This is a genomic window from Burkholderia sp. 10_S31 (assembly GCF_056930375.1).
The window spans coordinates 2,079,292-2,095,084 of sequence record NZ_JBXOWK010000003.1; the positions used below are offsets into that span (position 1 = coordinate 2,079,292).

At 60.2% G+C, this 15,793-nt stretch carries 15 protein-coding genes; 5 read left to right on the forward strand and 10 right to left on the reverse strand.

Annotated elements, in window-relative coordinates; all coding sequences use genetic code 11:
- Positions 1-59: 59 nt before the first annotated feature.
- Positions 60-1,076: a zinc-dependent alcohol dehydrogenase family protein gene (locus AC1Z3W_RS29820; protein WP_483509118.1), complete on the reverse strand. Its 1,017-nt coding sequence runs from the start codon at positions 1,074-1,076 to the stop codon at positions 60-62.
- A gap of 545 nt (positions 1,077-1,621) precedes the next feature.
- On the opposite strand from AC1Z3W_RS29820, the gene AC1Z3W_RS29825 reads away from it, so the two are divergent.
- Positions 1,622-2,416 carry a carboxymuconolactone decarboxylase family protein gene (locus tag AC1Z3W_RS29825; RefSeq protein ID WP_483509119.1) on the forward strand — a complete coding sequence of 265 codons (795 nt, stop codon included), beginning with the start codon at positions 1,622-1,624 and terminating at the stop codon, positions 2,414-2,416.
- A 46-nt stretch (positions 2,417-2,462) separates the two neighbouring features.
- Positions 2,463-2,942 (forward strand): (R)-mandelonitrile lyase, encoded by a 480-nt coding sequence (locus AC1Z3W_RS29830; protein WP_483509120.1) that lies wholly within the window; start codon positions 2,463-2,465, stop codon positions 2,940-2,942.
- Positions 2,943-3,046: 104 nt separating this feature from the next.
- Here AC1Z3W_RS29830 and AC1Z3W_RS29835 read toward each other — a convergent pair whose 3' ends face one another.
- Positions 3,047-3,694: a carboxymuconolactone decarboxylase family protein gene (locus tag AC1Z3W_RS29835; RefSeq protein WP_483509122.1), complete on the reverse strand. Its 648-nt coding sequence runs from the start codon at positions 3,692-3,694 to the stop codon at positions 3,047-3,049.
- 106 nt (positions 3,695-3,800) lie between these two features.
- Complete coding sequence (locus AC1Z3W_RS29840) at positions 3,801-4,814, reverse strand: aldo/keto reductase (protein WP_483509124.1); 1,014 nt, start codon at positions 4,812-4,814, stop codon at positions 3,801-3,803.
- Positions 4,815-5,574: 760 nt separating this feature from the next.
- Between AC1Z3W_RS29840 and AC1Z3W_RS29845 the strand changes: the two genes are divergently transcribed.
- Positions 5,575-6,606, forward strand: coding sequence for an aldo/keto reductase (locus AC1Z3W_RS29845; protein ID WP_483509125.1), 1,032 nt, complete (start codon positions 5,575-5,577; stop codon positions 6,604-6,606).
- 94 nt (positions 6,607-6,700) lie between these two features.
- Here the strand turns inward: AC1Z3W_RS29845 and AC1Z3W_RS29850 are convergent, their stop codons facing one another.
- Together AC1Z3W_RS29850 and AC1Z3W_RS29855 are read right to left on the reverse strand one after the other, a co-directional pair.
- A complete protein-coding gene (locus AC1Z3W_RS29850) occupies positions 6,701-7,606 on the reverse strand; it encodes a LysR family transcriptional regulator (protein WP_483509621.1) in 906 nt (301 codons plus the stop codon).
- Between the two features lie 183 nt (positions 7,607-7,789).
- Positions 7,790-8,683: a LysR family transcriptional regulator gene (locus AC1Z3W_RS29855; RefSeq protein ID WP_483509126.1), complete on the reverse strand. Its 894-nt coding sequence runs from the start codon at positions 8,681-8,683 to the stop codon at positions 7,790-7,792.
- Positions 8,684-9,121: 438 nt separating this feature from the next.
- Between AC1Z3W_RS29855 and AC1Z3W_RS29860 the strand changes: the two genes are divergently transcribed.
- Entirely contained in the window at positions 9,122-9,442 is a 321-nt protein-coding gene (locus AC1Z3W_RS29860) for a hypothetical protein (protein ID WP_483509127.1), read from the forward strand.
- Position 9,443: 1 nt separating this feature from the next.
- On the opposite strand, the gene AC1Z3W_RS29865 is transcribed toward AC1Z3W_RS29860, so the two are convergent.
- Both AC1Z3W_RS29865 and AC1Z3W_RS29870 read right to left on the reverse strand, forming a co-directional pair.
- Entirely contained in the window at positions 9,444-10,238 is a 795-nt protein-coding gene (locus AC1Z3W_RS29865) for a shikimate dehydrogenase family protein (protein WP_483509128.1), read from the reverse strand.
- A 114-nt stretch (positions 10,239-10,352) separates the two neighbouring features.
- Positions 10,353-11,975 (reverse strand): GMC family oxidoreductase, encoded by a 1,623-nt coding sequence (locus tag AC1Z3W_RS29870; protein WP_483509130.1) that lies wholly within the window; start codon positions 11,973-11,975, stop codon positions 10,353-10,355.
- Between the two features lie 717 nt (positions 11,976-12,692).
- Here AC1Z3W_RS29870 and AC1Z3W_RS29875 point away from each other — a divergent pair.
- Entirely contained in the window at positions 12,693-13,205 is a 513-nt protein-coding gene (locus AC1Z3W_RS29875) for a DUF2889 domain-containing protein (RefSeq protein WP_483509131.1), read from the forward strand.
- 49 nt (positions 13,206-13,254) lie between these two features.
- Here the strand turns inward: AC1Z3W_RS29875 and AC1Z3W_RS29880 are convergent, their stop codons facing one another.
- The 3 genes from AC1Z3W_RS29880 to leuD are packed head-to-tail and all read right to left on the reverse strand — an operon-like array spanning position 13,255 to position 15,793.
- The gene (locus tag AC1Z3W_RS29880) at positions 13,255-14,529 is read right to left on the reverse strand and encodes a CaiB/BaiF CoA transferase family protein (protein ID WP_483509133.1); all 1,275 of its coding nucleotides are present in this window, start codon (positions 14,527-14,529) and stop codon (positions 13,255-13,257) included.
- A 51-nt stretch (positions 14,530-14,580) separates the two neighbouring features.
- The gene (locus tag AC1Z3W_RS29885) at positions 14,581-15,135 is read right to left on the reverse strand and encodes a carboxymuconolactone decarboxylase family protein (protein WP_483509134.1); all 555 of its coding nucleotides are present in this window, start codon (positions 15,133-15,135) and stop codon (positions 14,581-14,583) included.
- Between the two features lie 37 nt (positions 15,136-15,172).
- Positions 15,173-15,793 (reverse strand): 3-isopropylmalate dehydratase small subunit, encoded by a 621-nt coding sequence (leuD, locus tag AC1Z3W_RS29890; RefSeq protein WP_483509135.1) that lies wholly within the window; start codon positions 15,791-15,793, stop codon positions 15,173-15,175.

The window sequence follows — 15,793 nt, forward strand, 5'->3', positions numbered from 1 at the left end:
TTGCCCAGCCGATCGACACCGGAAGAGCCACAAGTCTCGGTGTTTTTTCCAGTTCCGCGTTACGGCATCAGCAAGGTCTTGACCGCTCGCCGCTCGTCCATCGCACGATAACCTTCGGCCACATTGGCGAGCGGGAGCGTCAGATCGAATACCTTGCCCGGATGTAGCTTGCCTTCTAGCACCAGGCCGATCAGCTTCGGCAGGAACTGCCGCACGGGGGCCGGTCCACCGTGCAGATGGACGTGCTCAACGAACAGTTCCTCGCCCTTCAGCATCACGCCGTGCGGCACGCCGACATAACCGACATGTCCGCCGATACGAGTCGCGTGAATAGCCTGCATCATCGATTCTTGCGTGCCGACACATTCAATCGCGCAATCGGCGCCTAGTCCCGCTGTCATTTCGCGAATCCGCTCGGCACCTTCGTCACCGCGTACGTCGACGATATCGGTAGCACCGAAATCTTGCGCCATAGCCTGGCGAGACTGATGCCGACTCATCGCGATGATGCGTTCGGCGCCCATTTGGCGGGCTGATAGCACCGCCAATAGCCCCACAGCACCGTCACCAACCACTACGACGGTTGCACCGGGATGCACCTGTGCGGCAACAGCCCCGAACCAGCCGGTTCCCATTACATCTGACAACGACAGCAGATCGGGCAACATGCCCTGCGACGGCAGCATTGGTGTTGCGACGAGTGTGCCGTCGGCAAGTGGCACGCGCAGCAGCGGAGCCTGCGCACCGCCAACGAATTCAGCCTGGCGGCACGACGACTGATACCCGAAGGTACAGACAGGGCAGCTATTGTCGGACGCGAAGAACGAGCCAATCACAAACTGACCCGGCCTCACGTGGCGAACCTCGGCACCTACTGCTTCTACGATGCCGCAATATTCGTGGCCCATAGGCATGGGCTCGCCGAACGGCTGGATACCCCGATACGGCCACAAGTCCGAGCCGCATACGCAGGTTGCACTGATGCGTACGATTGCATCAGTAGGATGGAGAATTTCGGGATCGGAGCGCGTTTCGAAACGAATATCGCGCGGTCCGTGGAGCACGGTAGCAAGCATCGGAGTCCTTGGAGGCGATAACGGTACGGCTAACGGCCGGCCGGAGATCCGACTAGCTACAGGTACGGTCGGGATGGCAGATGCTTTCCGGGTAAAACATGCGAGGACGCGGCGCCTATCATCACTGCAACAGCAGCGATCATAGGCGCGCAAACTTGATTGATGAAGACCGCAAACTCGCAAGCCGTCATCAACAATGTTCATGAATGTCAATTGGCATGCGCGTCAGTGCCGATGCCATCGGTCAGCGCATCGCAATCCGAGCCATCACCGGCTCGATGCCAATTCGATGATCAAGACCGGTTGTCCCATGTGGTTACGATACGACGGCGCGCAATTGATGAGCGTTGCTTATCCTGCTTAGCCGATTTCTGTAGCTACCAACACCGCCTCATACCGGTTAAATTTGGCTTATCGCTGCAAGGAAAATGAAAAGCGGTACCACATGATCCTCGCAGAAGTCATGCGCTGGCGACCCGGTCGGTACCCCTGGATCACGCCTATATCGCGGCACTTTTTTGACCGCTCCTGACGGAGACTCCCGCATGAAATGGATCGCATTAGTGGTTGCGCTGATTTCTGTCGATATCGCCGCGTGTGCACCGGTATCGGCAGAATCCGACCTGCCCCTTCACCGACTGCCGACTTCGACGTCGACGAGCCTGGGCTCCGGCTCACCGGTCCTGGATCGCTATACCAGCGACGTCGTATTCGATGATCTGTGGAGACGTCCGCAATTGTCGCGCCGTGATCGCAGCATTGTGACGCTGTCCGTGTTGATCGCAAGGAACCAGACGACGGATCTGCCTGCCTATGTGAACCTTACGCTAGACAGTGGCGTCAGCCCCGTCGAGATGTCAGAGTTGGTTGCGCATCTCGCGTTCTATACCGGCTGGGACAATGCAACAGTGGCGGCAAGATCGATGCAGACGGTGTTTCGCGAGCGAGGTATCACAGTCGAGCAGTTTTCGGCTGCATCCAAAGCTCGACTCCCAATCGACGCTGCCACAGAAGCGCGCCGCGAGTCGGCCGTGCAACACAGCTTTGGTACGGTTGCGCCCGGAGTGGTCAGCTTCACCCGCGACACCTTGTTCAACGACCTCTGGCTACGACCTGGTCTTGCGCCGCGCGACCGCAGTCTCGTGACGGTCAGCGCGCTCGTCGCCACTGGTCAGGTCGCGCAACTCGCCTATCATCTGAATCGTGCGATGGACAATGGGCTGACCCGCCCTGAAGCGTCCGAGGTACTGACGCAGCTGGCGTTCTATGCGGGCTGGCCGAACGTCTTCACAGCGCTTCCGATCGTCCGAGACGTACTCGACAAGCGGCCCAGTCGATGACGCCTACGATTCAGTCCCTCCATCAGCGCTTGTTCCTTTCTTCACCATGAAACCAATTCTGCCGGTCACATTGCTGCTGCTCGCGGTATCGAATTATCCCGTTTGTGCTCAAGAGTTCATGTCGCCCGCCATGACGATCTCGGTCAGCAGCACACGGCCGTCGATCGAAGGCCCCCGCCGCAATTTCACAGGCGCTGTCCGCGTGCAGCAGATGAAACAGGCGGAAGCGCCCTCGAGGGTCTCGGTCGGCAGAGTAACGTTCGAGCCGGGCGCTCGCTCCGCGTGGCACACGCATCCGCTTGGCCAGACGCTAATTGTGACATCCGGTGTGGGCTGGACGCAGGAATGGAACGGCCGAAAGCATGAAATCCATGCCGGCGACGTCGTCTGGTGTCCGCCCGGTGTCAAGCATTGGCATGGCGCCAGCGCGACCGTCGGAATGACGCATCTAGCGATTCAGGAAACTCACGACGGCAACAACGTAGACTGGCTAGAGCAGGTCAGCGACGAACAATACGGCAGCTAGTCAAAACGTAGGTGCCGAAGCGAAACTTCAATCGGTGTCGCAGTCCACGAGTCCGCACGCGACCCACGTATGCTCAGATACGGGAGGGGTATGCGGCGCGAGGCCTATTTCGCAGCGTCGAGGTGCTGGTCGATCGCTGCCTGAACGCGCACGGCGGCGGCCGCGTCGCCGGCTTCGTCGAGAACGTGTACGAGTTCGCGCAACTGCGCGGAACTTAATCCGACATTCAGACTGATCCGGACATGGGCGAGCAATTGCGATTCGACGCCGGAGATCGCGGCAAGCATGCCGACCGTCGCGAGCTCGCGGCTTGCCCAGTCGAGGTTGTCGCGTTCGAAAATGTCGCCGAAAAGATGCGTCTTCAGGAATCGGTCTATCGCCGGCGCGAAATCGAACAGCGGCCCCTTCACTGGGCTGCCCGCCAGTTGCGTCTGATTGGCGGTACCGGCATCGAGCAGCGCCTCGCCCGTCGGGCTATCCGCCGAAGGTGAGCGTCCCGGTGCATCGTCGATGCCGCGCTGCCTTCGCGCATCGAGCGTTTTCATCAACTGACCCAACGCGTTCAATGCCCGGGGGAAACCCGCATAAGCGTAGAGTTGCAGCAGAATCTCACGGGCATCGCTCACGGTCAGCCCGACGTCCAGTCCACGGTTCAGCGCATTATCGAGTGCCACCATCCCGCCGGTGGCAGCGAACGCTGCAATCGGCACGATCGCCTTCTGTTTGTCCGAAAGAGTCGATTTGTCTACCATGGAGGTCTCTTGCTGAATAGTGTTTGCAGGCGGCAGCCGGTATGTCAACGAGGCCTTGATCGAGCGACGACCGGAGCATCCCCGCCGATTCAATCCTTGCCGGCAATCAAGCGATAACGAGCCGGCCTTCGACAGGATAGTTAGGATCGGTGTAGCCCGGCGTCGATGCGTGGCCCGGCGGTACCAAGCTGTCGACAAAGGCTTCGTCATCCGGCCCGAGTTCAAGCGTCAGCGCATCGAGATAGCTGTCCCAGTGCGCTTCCGTACGAGGCCCCGCGATCACCGAGCTAACGATCCGGTTCTTCAGCACCCATGCGATCGCGAATGCGATCGGTGTCGTGCCGCGCTCCGCCGCATATGCAGAAAGCTTCTGCGCGATTGCCAGCGATTCAGGGCGCCATTCGGTTTGCTGAATCCGTTTGTCGCCGCGCCCGGCGCGGGAATCGGCAGGCGGCAAGCCGTCGGTCGCATATTTGCCGGTCAGCACCCCGCGCGCGAGCGGGCTGTATGGCACCGCCCCAATCCCGTAGTGAGACGCAGCGGGCAGCAACTCAACCTCCGCCGTGCGATCGACCATGTTGTAGACCGGTTCGATCGCAACAGGACGGTCGATGCCCATTTGGTCGGCGAAACGCACGACCTCAGCGATACGCCAGCCGCGGAAGTTGGACAGCCCGAAATAACGAACCTTCCCTTGTCTAATCAGATCGCCGATCGCGCGCACCCCCTCCTCCAGCGGCGCGTCGAGCAACGCACGATGGAAATAGAGCACATCGATATAGTCGGTGCCCAAACGCTTCAAACTCGCCTCGACTGTCTTAAAGATCCACTTTCGCGACTGGCCCTGCTCGTTCGGTCGCGCGGTGGCCGACGCCGGGTAGCCAAACTTCGTGGCGATGACCCAATCGTCCCGGCACGCGGCAATCGCGCGACCGACGACTTCCTCTGAGCGGCCCGCGTGATACACATCCGCAGTATCGAGGAAATTCACACCTTGCTCGAACGCCTTGTCGAGGATGCGGCGGGACGTGACTTCGTCCGTCTCGCCGCCGAACATCATTGCGCCGAGACACAGCGGCGAAACCTTGAGAGCGCTGCCGCCCAGATATCGGTAATCCATTCGTTTTCTCCACACGGGCAAAGCCGAGGTTCCTAGTGAGAGAGGTGGGATGTGACAGTGTCGGAAACGTCGAAATGCATCGAAATCCACCCCGTTTCAGTGAACACACCACGATGGGGCGATTTCGTGCTGGTTAGGGCGCGTGATGCGCCGTCACCAACCGGTTTGCAGTATGCGAACTGCTTCGGCCGACGACACGTGTTGCGGCCTTAATCAGGAAGGCCAGTCTCATCGCTATCCGACCAAGGCAATTCGAAACCGGCCTTCAGGCGATGCGCGGCATTTGACCCGACAGCATCGCACCACCCATCGCGAAATCACCGGAGCCGACGATAGCGATTGAATGATAGCGACGACGATGCCTCCGATGAAGGCCGCGAGACCGCATGCCGCTATGAATGACACTCATAAATCGAGGTGCCGTCACCGTCAGGCACGGGCAGAACTCGCCCGCCGCGGACCGACGTCTGTCCGCATCGCAGACGGGCGACGCGCGGAACACGTGCAATGGCATACGTTGACGACATTGATGAGCCATTTAAATGACCGTTTGCCGAATCCGCCAACTAGTCAAGCAGAATCGCGCGCTCTATCGTAATGAATCGTCGCGAATGCCCGGCCCGTTGGTCGGCGTGTTTCGGCCCGACTCACGGCCAGCAGGTGAGACAGAAGCGAAAGCCACCGCGCGGCTGGTGCATCGATAGCCAAAGCGCTGACATCGCGGCATTGACCGAGCGACACGACAAAGGAGACATCACGGATGACCAGCGGAGATCGGGCGCCCTTGGCGGCGCGAATGCAGCAGCGCACACTCGGATCCGGCCACGCCGCCCTGCAGGTTTCGGCTCTCGGCTTCGGATGCATGGGGTTGAATTACCACCGTGGACCGGCACCGGGCCGGAGCGAAATGATCGGGCTCGTCCGCCGAGTGGCAGAACACGGGGTAACGCTGTTCGACACGGCGGAAACGTACGGCCCGTTTACAAACGAAGAACTGGTCGGCGAGGCGCTCGAGCCATTCCGGCATCAGGTTGCAGTCAGCACTAAGTTTGGATTCCGCTACAATGGCACACGGGTCACCGGATTTGACAGCCGTCCGGAGCGCATTCGTGAGGCTGCCGAAGCTTCGCTCAGGCGACTGAGACGCGAAACGATCGATGTTTTTTTTCAGCATCGTTACGATCCCGACGTGCCGATCGAGGATGTGGCCGGTGCAGTGAAGGATTTGATTCGAGTCGGAAAAGTTCGCCATTTCGGACTGTGCGAGGTCGGCTCCGAAATCATTCGCCGCGCGCACAACGTGCAACCGGTAACCGTGATCCAGAGCGAATATTCGCTCATGTGGCGAGAGCCTGAAAGTGCGCTCTTTCCAGTGCTGGAAGAACTCGGAATCGGCTTCATGCCCTATAGCCCGATCAATCGAGGTTTCCTTGGCGGAACGATGAACGAGCATACTCGCTTCGAGGATGCCAACGATAACCGAGCGACCCTTCCCCGCTTTGCGCCGGAGGCGATGAAAGCAAACAGCGAACTAGTCACGCGCCTCGGCGCATTCGCCCGTGCCCGAGACGCCACGCCAACCCAACTGGCGCTTGCCTGGCTATTAGCCCGCAAGCCTTGGATCGTCCCGATTCCCGGTACGACACAGGCCGCGCATCTCGACGAAAATGTCGGCGCGACCGATCTTCAATTGTCGCGTGACGAACTTGCAGAACTCGACGCTATAGTCGCATCGACGAGAATCGTCGGCGATCGCTACCCTCAGGACCAGCAACGACAAATTCAACGTTAAGTGCCGAAACCTGCGGTGATCCAGGTTGATGTACTACGGTGCGAGTTCTTCGGATCACACGTCTTCATCAGGGGCGATGATCGCTCGAATCTCATCACGCCCCCCGTTTGCGCCTATATCGTAAGGTATCCACGATCAGTGACAATGCGGGCGACGGGCTGCTTCGGCTCGCATAGTAGAGATGCAGCCCCGGGAATGTCGGACACCACGTCTGCATCACCGACTGCAATCGCCCGGCCTCGATATGCGGCATTGCGAGTCCCTCGGGCATATATGCGAGCCCTCGGCCAGCCACTGCCGCCTCGACTGCCAGCGTCATGCAGTTGAAGGTCCATGCTCCATTCACGCGGACGTTGACTCTTTCCTTGCCCTTCTTTAGCTCCCAACTGTAGATGCCTCCCCGTGGGGAGAAGCGCATATTGATGCAGTCATGGTCGATCAGATCGTTCGGTAGCGTCGGAACGGAGCGTGTGTCGAGGTATGAGGGCGCGCCGACTATCGCCATCTTGATATCCGGCGAGATCGGTACCGATGTCATGTCTTTTCCGATCTGATCTCCAAAACGCACACCTGCATCGTAGCGTTCGGCAACGATATCTGTCAGGCCGGCATCCACCGCAATCTCGATCTTGAGGTCCGGATAGTCCGGCTGCAAACGGGAAAGCTTGGGCCAGAGCACAGTGTGAGTAGCAAAATCGGAGGCCGTGAGGCGAACCGTTCCGGCAGGTTTGTCCCGAAGGGCCTTGAATGCCTCCAGTTCGGAGCCGATGACGTCGAAACGTGGGCCGACGGTCTGAATAAGGCGCTCACCCGCTTCGGTCGGTGCGACGCTACGCGTTGTCCTTGTCAACAACCGCAGTCCGAGACGGGTTTCAAGCGAGCGAATGGTATGGCTCAGCGCAGACTGCGACACGCCAAGCTGTACGGCTGCGCGAGTGAAACTGCGTTCCCGGGCCACGGCGAGAAACGCGAGGATGTCACGAAAATTTTCGCCCGACATGAACTTGCTCATTTGATCACCAATTTCTGTATCGGGGTATGTCTTCCCGGTAGTAGGTCACCGCGGTCGGCGGCAAGTACGCGAGGACGCTGTTTCCCCCCGCCTTCGAACAAGCCGAATCCGACGCAGGCGAACTTGATTCACGGATGCCAGTGCGACACGTACTTCCTGCCGCTCGGCGCATCAGGAACGATGGCGCAAAGCATCGACCAACAGTGCCATTGCCCGCGACGGCTGGTGACGATTCGGAAAATAAAGGTGGAGCCCGGACCATGTTGGGCACCACGCCTCTAGCAACGAGACGAGTTGTCCGTTCTCGATGCACGGCCGCACCATGTCGTCCGGCAAGTAAGCAAGCCCGAAGCCCGCCTTTGCTGCCTCGAAGATGTCATAGGCGTTGTTGAACACTAGCTGACCATCCACCGCCACGTTCCATGCGCGCTTGCCCTTGACGAATTCCCATTCGTATAGCCCGCCGTACGTCGACGTTCGGAGATTGATGCAAGCATGGTCGGTCAGGTCGTCTGGCGTCCTGGGCGGCTTGCGTCGCGCGAGATAGGCGGGCGATCCGACTACCCGGTTCGTGATGTCCGGCCCAATCCGGACCGAGATCATGTCCTGTGCGAGCTCTTGGCCGAACCGGACACCGGCATCGTAGCCACGCGCAACGATATCGACACTTTCGTACTCGTTCACCAGTTCAACCTTGATATCCGGATATTTGGGCAGAAATGTCACGAGCTTCGGCCAAAGCGCGCTGCGGATCGCATAGTCGATCGCCGTGATCCTGATCGTTCCAGTGGGTTCGTCGCGTAGTTCGCTTAGCGCCTCGATCTCCGCTTCGATACGGTCGAACTCGGGCGCGAGCCGATCGAGGAGCCTCTGGCCGGCTTCAGTGGGCTCGACGTTGCGCGTGCTGCGCATCAGCAGGCGGACCCCAAGCTTTGTTTCGAGCGCTCGGATCGTATAGCTCAGCGCAGGCTGCGACACCCGAAGTCGCGCCGCCGCGCGTGTGAAACTACGGTCCCTCGCCACGGCGATGAACGCAAGCAGGCTGCTGAAATTATCTCGCGGCATTGATGAATCCCTCTTATAGGATTCCCGGCATTCTACCTTCCAGACTCACTGAAATGAAGCTCGCCATCGATCTGATGAAATTCGTCAAATATGCAGCTCAAGCCAGCACATACCCTTCCTCGGCTCGGTCGAATTCATTTATGAATAAATCTTATGCGAGTATTGTGGTAAGTTGATATGACCGTCGCTAGAATGCACAATACACTCACCCTGCGGGCGCGCGCTCTCCACGCCGATTCTGGTCGCCAAAAAACTATCGCGGCATGACCACGACGGATCTCACGGTCCAGCGAGCGACAGATCGGCCGCTTGCGAGCGGCTCCGAGAGCCTGACGGGTTTGCCAACTGACCGCGCTTCCGAGTAATCCCACGACAGCCCGATCGGAATCGTCCGTAAGCAACTCGCATTGCGCTATCGAAATCCGACTCCGTCGCCAGATGTCGATGATCGACACTAACGAGCCAACCATCGCCCGCCGCGCACCATCTCAGACGGCCTTCCTCGTACATCATGCAGAACCACCGCCAGAGATCGGCATCGTCACGATTCGCCAGACTTGCTGCTGCGGCTCTGATTTCTTCGTCATCATCGAGATTCATTCGCACTCCAGAGCGGTACGCGGCGTGGATCGTACTGCCGCTTGCAGCGGCGCTGCCCACGCCGACTTTCATGTTGGAGTCGTCAATGTGCTGCGCACCTCGTGCGCACTCGGCCCCGGTAACAAGCCGGTCCGGCGAACGACGTGCGCGGCACCTTGAATCACTTGCCCATCATGAAATCGAGCATCATTTCCTGAACGGCCTCGACCATCTGCACACCGTTCGCAGTCTTGCAGCCGGCTGACTGCGCCGCTTGCAGGAACGGTGTGATACCGTGCCCTGCAATAACGTCACCGACGAACATCGACGCCGACAGCAGGTGGCCAGCCACTGGCAGAGGATCCCCCTCTGCCATGCCCATCGGCGTCGCGTTGCATACCATGTCGCAACCGGTCGGATCCGGGGGGCCGGCATGTGCCCGTCCCTCGCCCAGCTCTCCAATCGCCTCCAGAAGCTGATCGACACGCGACGCGTCGGCGTCGTGAATGATGAGTTCCCTCACGCCCGCCTCGAGTAGCGCGATCGCGATCGCACTGCCTGCCGCTCCCGCCCCAACCAGCAGTGCCTTCGCACCTTGTGGACGAGCGCCTTGGTCGATCTGCGCCTTCACGAAGGCAAGCCCGTCGAGCATACCGCCATGCCAGGTCCCGTCCGGGTTACGGCGCATCACGCTGACACCGCCAAGCATTCGCGCAGTGGGGGTGCTCGTTGCGCAACGTGCAAACGCCGTAAATTTGTGCGGCATCGTGATCAGCAAGCCGTCTACGTTTGGTGTAGCGGAAAGCCCGCGCATGACCGCATCGAAGGCACCAGCCGTCACCTGCATCGGAAAGCAGATGCCGTTGTAGCCCCGCACCTCGAAGCCGCTCGTCAGGCGCTGCGGCGACTTCACGAACCGGATCGGGTCGCCGATGATCGGAAACAGGCGGGTCTCACCGCTCAGCAATTCAAACATCTCGTAAACTCCTCGTTCATTGCAGGTAATACGTCGACGGCCCCCATGAGCCGCAACGGGCGACACCGGGACGGCAAGCGGTTTCGCTGCTGCGCCCGCCGCCGGATTCGACATTCAGGCTGGCATCCTGCGCATGCCAACCGCATGCTGGAGAATCAAGTCAGCGCCTTTCTCGCCAATCATGATGCTCGGTGCATTCGTGTTACCCGACGTCACGGTCGGCATGATCGATGCATCGACGACCCGCAGACGTTCGACGCCACGCACGCATAGATGCTCATCGACGACGGCCATTTCGTCTCGCCCCATCTTGCAACTGCCGGCCGGATGGAATGCGCACTGTCCCTCGCGCTCCATGTAATCGATCAATTGCTCGTCGGTCGTCACGTTGGCACCTGGCGCGATCTCCGAACGGATTCGCGATGCGAGCGGGTCGGTCGCGAAGATGCGTCGGATCTGACGCAAGCCGGCAAGCATCACGTCAATGTCGGCGGGATTGCCGAGATAATTCGGATTGAACACGGGTGCGTGAAGCGGATCGGCAGACCTAAGCGAGATTTCGCCGGTCGATGCGGGACGCATGTTGTAGACCGATGCACTGACACCGGGGTAACGGTCGACCTCGACGCTACCGGACTCCAGATAGCGGAACGTCATTGGCCGAAAACTGATCTCTAGATCAGCATACGGCACATCCGGACGACTTTTCACGAACGCCGCGGCCATCGACGATCCGAGCGCCAGATAGCCCTCGTGCGTGGTGACATAGCGAAGGCCTTCCCAGTATTTCCGCCAACCGGACAACGCGTGATTGTATGAACTCTCACGTGTGGCGCGCGCCTGCACTCGCACGACGAAATGATCCTGCAGATTCTTCCCGACACCGGGCAAGTGCGCGACGATCGGAATCCCATGCTGCTGCAGCAGCCGGCCATCGCCGATGCCGGACAGCATCAGCACCTGAGGAGAATTCAGTGCCCCTGCGCAGACAATCACCTCGCGCCGCGCGACGATCGTTCTGGCCCCGTCCGCATCGATCACCTCGACACCGGTCGCCTCACGATTCTCGATGACGATGCGGCGCACGTGCGTATTCGCGCGGACGATGAGATTGGGACGCCCTGCCACAGGTTCGATGTATGCCGAATATGTCGTCTGTCGGACGCCCCTCGCGATCGTAGCCTGCAGGAAGCCGGCGCCGTGTTGTTCGACACCGCTAATTTCCTCGATCGTCGGGATGCCATTCTTGCGTGCAGCGGCAATGAACGCGTATGCAGCCGGATGCTTGACAGCAGGATCGCTGATCGCGAGTGGGCCGTCGGTACCCCATAGCGGCGCGCCGATACGCTGATTTGCTTCCGCACGCTTGAAATAGGGCAGCACGTCGTCCCATCCCCACCCGGGATTGCCGAGGCTCGCCCAGTGATCGAAATCCGCACGGTTGCCGCGGACATACACCATGCCGTTGATTACACTGCTACCCCCAAGAGCCTTACCGCGCGGCCAGTAGATGCGTCGATTGCGCAGCGTCGGCACGGGCTCGGTGAAGTACTTCCAGTTGTAGTCGTCGTGCTTGAACAGCTTGCCCATGCCTGCGGGCGTGCGCACCCAGAAGTCGTCGGCAGGCGGCCCGGCTTCCAGTAGCAGCACCCGCAGATCCGGATCCTCCGACAGGCGCCGTGCGACCACGCAGCCTGCCGAACCCGCACCAATCACGATGTAATCATAGGTTTCCAATTTCCACTCTCTCGACAGTTCAGATTCTGTCGATCCACATGCTGCGGATCAACGACGTCGGTTCGAAGGCAAGCAGCCTCCTTGTTTCGGAACGTCGGGACTGCCATCGCACGATGCGTTCAGTGTCCCGCTTGGTGCCGCATGGGTTCCGATACCCGATCGATACTCCCGTGGCCCCGGGCTACAGGTGATGCCATTCGATACCTCCGTGGGCCGGACAGTCCGGAATCATCGATATGGATTAGCAAATGCAATGCCAGTCGAGAAACACGCATTACGTCGATGTGCGCACTATGGCGCATGTCTGCAGATAAATTCGAGTCCGATACTCGTGTATGCGGGGGCCAACGAGATGTCGATGCGAATCCGAGCGAAGCTGCCGGTGACGATCGCCCCCGACCGGCGGACTTCCCATGCATAGGAAAAAGGCAGCGACTGTCTTTGCCGGCGACACCAGGTGTCCGCGCACTCGACGGATTAATCGCGGCACCCGCAAGTCGAAAGTACAGGTAGGCGATCGGTTTCGTGCCGGACGAGATAGCACAGGCCGTTGCACGGTATGGCCCGTTGGCGTGGAAATTGCACCGGGCATCGCATGTTCGGTACCGCGACCGACACGCGGACGCTCCTGCGCCATTAACCATGCATACCGATAACCCGAGGCCCTACAATATGCCGCTGTCGCCCCCCTCATCCCGTCGACCACTGCATCGACGCGTGATCGATATGAATGCATACGCCCGCGACGACGGGCTTTACGACATCGAAGCCCGTCTCGTCGACACGAAGCCGTTTCCGTTTCCGATGGTCGGTTCGCCACGGCCGCTGTCCGCCGGCGATCCTCTCCATGACCTATGGATCCGCATGACGGTCGACGACGCGTATGTGATCCGTCTGATCGAGGCCGCGTCTGACGCGACGCCGTACCCTCTCTGCCGCGAAGCGGCGGCCACACTGGCCGCCATGGTCGGAGAGCGAGTTGGCCCGGGTTGGTCGTCGATCGTCAGGACGAAGCTGCGAGGCGCGACCAGTTGCACACACCTGATGGAGATGTTGATTCCTATGGCCACGACGACCATACAGGCGATCGGCGGCTCACGCCGGATCGGGCAAGAGACCGTCGATCCTCGGGATACCGTCTTCCGCCCAGACAGCTGCTATGCATACTCGACCCGGCGCGAAGTGATTCAGCGCTACTGGCCGGATCACTTCCGGCCCGACTCCACCTAAGAGGCAAAGTAACGCGGGCGGACGCTGTGTCGCACGCCGCCCGCGTTCACTATACGATGCGCGGTGCAGATGCCCCGAACGCCCCCGTCTCGGCCAGTTGGTCGATGCGACTATTGTCGTAACCGAGCCACTCGGCCAGAACATCGCCCGTATGCTGCCCGACACGTGGTGCGGGCACGGGATCGGCCAGCGGTGTCGCCGAATAGCGGATCGGCAGCGCAACGTTTGGTACCCAGCCGAGTTCCGGATGCGGTATACGCGTCACGAGTTCGCGCTCGCGTGCCTCCGGAGCACGGATGGCATCACCAACCGACCGAAGCTCTCCGCACGGCACGTTGGCCGCGCGCATCCGCGTCTGCCAATATGACCATGGGTGCCGTGAGAATGCATCCTGCAGAATCGCGAACAGCGCCTCGCGACGCGCAACGCGATCCTTGTTGGTAGCATAGGCGGGATCGCTCGCGACCTCAGGCAGTTCGACAACCTGATTCATCAGTCGCTGGAAGATCTGCGTGTTGCCGCAATTGATCAGGAACGAACGATCCTGAGATCGGAACACACCCGACGGGCAAGTATCCGGGCTAGTGTTGCCCGGTCGCGTCGGCTCCTTGCCCGTATAGAGTTGCTGCAGAGGCGCGTAGCCCGTCATCAGCACGGCATTGTCGAACAGCGCAACCTCGACCCCCTGCCCCTTGCCCGTCCGCGACCGCGCCACCAAGGCACCGAGAATCGCGTTGCAGGTCATCATCGCTGTACTGATATCCATCACAGGCGACAGAGCTCGTACGCCCTCGCGGTCCGGATAGCCGTTCATCGAAATGAAGCCACTCTCGGCCTGCGCGATCGGATCGAAGCCAAGCCTGTCGGCGAAAGCCCCGTCCCGTCCGTAGGCGGACACCGAACAGAAGATCAACCCTGGGTGGCTGTCCCGGAACGTCTCGTAGCCGAGCCCTAGGCGCTCGATCACCCCCGTCGAGAAATTCTCTACGACGATGTCGGCCTTTCCAATCAAATCTCGCGCAAGCGCAAGTCCTTCAGATGACTTCAGATCTAGCGCGATGCTTCGCTTGTTGCGATTGGTCCATGCATATGGCACACCGCCGCCGAACTCTGGAACCATTGGCGGGTACTGTCGGAAATCGTCGCCGCGCCCTGGTGCCTCGACCTTGATCACTTCGGCGCCCATGTCCGCAAGCATCATCGTTGCGAACGGACCGGCAATGAAATGCGTGAAGTCGACGATCCGTATGCCCTGGAGCGCCGCCTCAGCCCCTGCGGGGCGAGGCCGGTGGATTGGGAAATCTGTTTCGAGCTGGTTGAACATGATGATTTGACGTGTCCGAAGTGGCTGAAGCGAAAAAAGGACGTTGCGGCGTTACTTCGGCCCGCGAAACGCGCTGTAGAGATTGACGTAGCCATGCTCGATACGCTGCATTGCGCGCTTAACCGCGTGTTCGCGCGACATCGGCACGAATCCGAAGCCCTGCACAAGTCGGTGCATGAACGCCGCGCGGGCCGTGATTGCGATCGCATCATGCAGTGCGTGCTCGTCCCAGCCCTGCGCGAACACCGCGTCGGCATCCGCTTGGTTGATGTCACCTGGAGTGACGCTCAGCTTGCGCACGAATGCAAGCAACGACTTCAGTTTGGGAGGTAGAGTCACAGCATCCGGTTCGCGCAGCAGACGTTCGATCAACCCGTTCTCAATGCCGCGCGCATACGCGACCTCCGAGTGTGCGACATAGACGAACTCACATCCGGCAGCACCGGCAGCGTACGCGAGGATCAGCTCGCGCTCTCCCTGGGTCAGGGGCGACGGGCCGTTCATCATCGCTTCACTCATCGTCGACCAGGCACCGTAAATGTCCGGAAACTGCGTAAAGACCGCGGGGGGGCCCGCATCGGCCGGCAACGATTTGAAAAATGGCATGTCAGTGAACCTCGATATGGATGGGAAGAAGCCGGCCTTACCTGCCGGCCGAAAAGAGCCAGTCGAATCGCTCTCGATATGCTCGCTCGAATGCGGTAATCTCTGCGTCGTACTGCAGCGTCAGACCGATTTCATCGAGTCCCTCGAGCAGGCAGCGCCGACGAAACGCGTCGATGTCGAATCGGTACACCACGCCATCGGGTGCGGTGACGGTCTGAACGAGGAGATCGACACGCACCGTCGCACCAGGCGCCGCGTGAAGTTGTTCGCGCAAGCTGATACAGTCAGCAATGTCGAGCGCAATGGGAAGCAGCCCGACCTTCATCGCATTGCGATAAAAGATGTCACCGAAGTCGGCGGCGATCACGCACCGAATTCCGTAGTCGACGAGGCTCCATGGAGCCTGCTCGCGACTCGACCCTCCGCCGAAGTTGCGATCGGCGACGAGAATTCGCGCGTGACGGTACGCATCGATGTTCAGCACAAAATCCTGGCGCTCTCCGCCGTCCTCGTCAAAGCGCAGATCGCGAAACAAGAAATCCTGATAGCCGGCGGCACGCGGCCGGCGCAGGAAGCGCGCCGGCAGAATCTGGTCGGTATCAACGTTCGAGCGGTCGAGCGGCGCGGCGATCGCATCGAGAACGATGAACGGTTCCAT